The 3,456-nt window shown below is 54.7% G+C and carries 2 protein-coding genes; both read left to right on the forward strand.

What is annotated here, in order from left to right; genetic code table 11:
• Window positions 1-583, forward strand: a 583-nt coding sequence (locus LKK83_RS01300) for a CHAT domain-containing protein (RefSeq protein WP_324628940.1), incomplete at its 5' end; no start/stop codon positions are given.
• Between the two features lie 38 nt (window positions 584-621).
• The coding region (locus LKK83_RS01305) for a CHAT domain-containing protein (RefSeq protein ID WP_324628941.1) at window positions 622-3,456 on the forward strand (2,835 nt) is incomplete at its 3' end.

Consider the following 3,456-nt stretch of genomic DNA (forward strand, 5'->3'; position numbering starts at 1 on the left):
GCCGAAACAACTGTCTCCTCTGTTAGGTGCGGAAAAAGAAGCGCGGGATATCGGACAACTGCTGAATGTTACGCCGCCGATCGGTTCTCAAGCAACGGAATCGGCAGTGGTGCAAAAAATGCAGTCTTCGCGGATTATACATCTAGCCACTCACGGCAGTTTTGATGGCGATCGCGGTATCGAAAGTTGGATCGCCCTGACTCCCAATCCCCCCAGTCCCCCCTTGGAAAGGGGGGGTAGTATCGGTGATGGTTTGCTGACTGCGGGGGAAATTTTCGACCTGGAACTGAATGCAGATTTAGTGGTACTTTCTGCTTGCGAGACGGGACGCGGAAAAATCACTGGCGATGGGGTAATTGGATTATCCCGTTCCTTGATGTCTGCCGGCACCGCCAGCGTGCTGGTATCCTTATGGAAAGTGCCGGATGATGCCACTTATTTCTTAATGCGAGAATTTTATCAAACTTGGGAAAGCAGTGGCAATAAAGCCCAGGCATTGCGTCAGGCGATGCTGACTACCATGCAGCAGTATCCCACTCCCGAGAATTGGGCGGCATTTACGTTGATGGGGGAGGCGCAGTGAGGCGGAACAAATGACCAATGACAAAGGACAACTGACAAATGATCCAACCCAAGTTTCTCACGTTATTCGTCCTCAGTTTACTCCTGCTGGTTGCCACTCAGGCACCGCATCCAAACGCCCGATCGCCCTTCGGTGTGCTCGCCACGGCTCAAACGGTGGAAGAGCGGAAACGGGAAGCCGATCGCCTGTGGCAGGAAGGAGGCGATCGCTATCGCCAAGGGCAATTGCGCGAGGCTATCCAGGCCTGGGAAGGAGCGCTGGAAATCTATCGCGCCATTAACCAGCGCCGCGACGTGGCACTCACCCTCGGCAACCTGGGAATTGCCTATCGCCATCTGTCCCATTATACCCTAGCGGCACAATATTTGCAAGAAGCTGTGGAGATTTTTCGGGAAATCGGCGATCGCCCTGCAGCCAGCAACATCCTCGGCAACCTGGGACTAATCTACCGCAACTTAGAAGACTACAGCCGTGCGGCACAATATTTCCAGGACGCCTTAGAGATTTTTCGCGAAATCGGCGATCGAGAAGCCGAAGGCAGCACCCTGCAAAACCTCGGCGTGACCTACACCACCCTGGGAGACTATCGCCAAGCGGCGGAATACTTCGAGCAAGCCCTAGGGATTAAACGAAGTCTCGGGGACGAGGCGGGGGAGAGCAATGCCCTGGGCAACTTGGGAATTGTTTACCAAAACCTGGCAAACTATACCCAAGCCGCACAATATTTCCAGGAAGCCCTAGCCCTGTTTCGGAACATGGGGAACAAGGCGGGAGAAAGCAAAGTCCTCATGCGTCTGGGAACGGTTTACCAGACTCTCGCCGCGTATCCCCAAGCCGCACAATCCTTTCAGGACTCCTTAGCCATTTTCCGCCAACTCGGCGACAAAGCGGGGGAAGGCAGCGCCCTAGGTTATCTGGGAGTTGTTGACCTGAATCGGGGAGAGTACGTGCGAGCAGAACAATACTTGCAGCAATCCTTAGCCATCAGACGGGAACTTGAGGATATGGCGGGGGAAGGCAATGTCCTCAACAACCTGGGGAATGTTTACGAGAATCTGGGAGCCTATGCCAAAGCCCTCGGACACTTCCAGCAAGCCTTAGAGATTTATCGGCTGCTGGGGGACTGGGCGGGAGAAGGTAACGCCCTTAACGGCGTGGGAAATGTGTATGCCCGTTTGGGAGAGTATGCCGAAGCGGAGGAATACTTCCAGAACTCCTTAAGCGTTTTTCGGCAAAGCCAAGATAGCGTGAGAGAAGCCGGTACCCTCAACAACTTAGCCAATGTCTACCAAAATCAAGCTGCGTATGAGGAAGCGGAACGATACTACCAGCAATCCTTAGCCATTTATCGCGAAATCGGCGATCGCGAAGGGGAAGGCAGCGCCCTGAACGGAATGGGCAATATTTACGCCCGTCAGGGAAAGTATGAGGAAGCGGAACGATACTACCAGGACTCCTTGGCCCGGTCTCGAGAAGTCGGCGATCGCGCCGGGGTGGCTCGCACACTCAGCAACTTGGGCAATATTTATCAGAATCGGGAAGCATACACCGAAGCGGAACGATACTACCAGCAAGCCTTGGAAATCAGGCGATCGCTGGGGGATAAAGCCGGGGAAAGCGGCACGCTCAACAACCTGGGGGTGGTGTATGACGCCCGGGAAGACTACGAAAAAGCCGCAGAATACTTCCTCGCCTCCATTGAAGCGTTCGAACAATTGCGTGCCGGGTTAACCGACGCCCAAAAAATCTCCCTATTCGAACGACAGAAATGGACTTACGAACTGCTACAAACCGCCCTCGTCGCCCAAAACCAAACCGATACCGCCCTGGAAATTTCCGAACGAGGACGCGCCAGAGCTTTTGTAGAATTGCTCGCCCAACGACTCAGCGATACCCCAGACACCGCCGCTACCGTCACCGCGCCCACAATCGCACAAATCAAGCAAATTGCCGCCGCCCAAAATGCCACCATCGTGCAATATTCCTACATTCGCGAAGCCTTCCCCGTCGGCAACGCGAAGCGCTTGCTCGAATCGGAACTGTATATCTGGGTCATCCAACCCAGCGGCGAGATACACTTCCGGCGCAGCGACCTCAAACCCTTGTGGCAAGAGCGGGATACTTCGTTAGATAAATTGGTAGGCTATGCCCGCTGCTTCGACAACCTTGCCTGTCGTTCCGATATCGGCGTCAGCGAAGGGTGGGCGGGAACCACGGTAGTTCGCAGCGATCGGCGCGGTGCTGCATTCAATCGGCAAGCTGCGGAAGAGAATGCGCGCCCCATCTCCCCCCAGCAACAGCGCCAATGGCAAGAACTCTATCAACTGTTAATCTCACCCATTGCCGATTTACTCCCCACCGACCCAAAGGAAAAAGTCATCTTCATTCCCCAAGGGTCTTTATTCTTAGTTCCCTTTCCCGCCTTGCAAGATGAAAACGGCACTCATCTCATCGAAAAGCATACCCTTCTCACTGCCCCTTCCATTCAAGTGCTCGATCTGACCCGCCAGCCGCGATCGCAGGGAAATGCCTTAATTGTCGGCAATCCCACCATGCCCTTTGTAGGCGACCCTCCGGAACAACTCACCGTCTTGTTAGGCGCGGAAAAAGAAGCGCGGGATATCGCCCAACTGCTGGATGTCACTCCTCTGCTTGGATCCGACGCCACCGAATCCGCCGTAGTAGAACAAATGCGCTCCTCGCGGCTTATACACCTGGCCACTCACGGCAGTTTCAATTCCAACCGAGGTATCGCCAGTTGGATTGCCCTCACCCCCACCAGCAGCGACGATGGACTGCTCACAGCAGGAGAAATCTTCGACATGGAACTCAATGCGGATTTAGTCGTCCTCTCTGCTTGCGAGACGGGACGC

The organism is Phormidium sp. CCY1219 (assembly GCF_035615515.1).
Classification (GTDB): Bacteria; Cyanobacteriota; Cyanobacteriia; order Cyanobacteriales; family Laspinemataceae; genus CCY1219.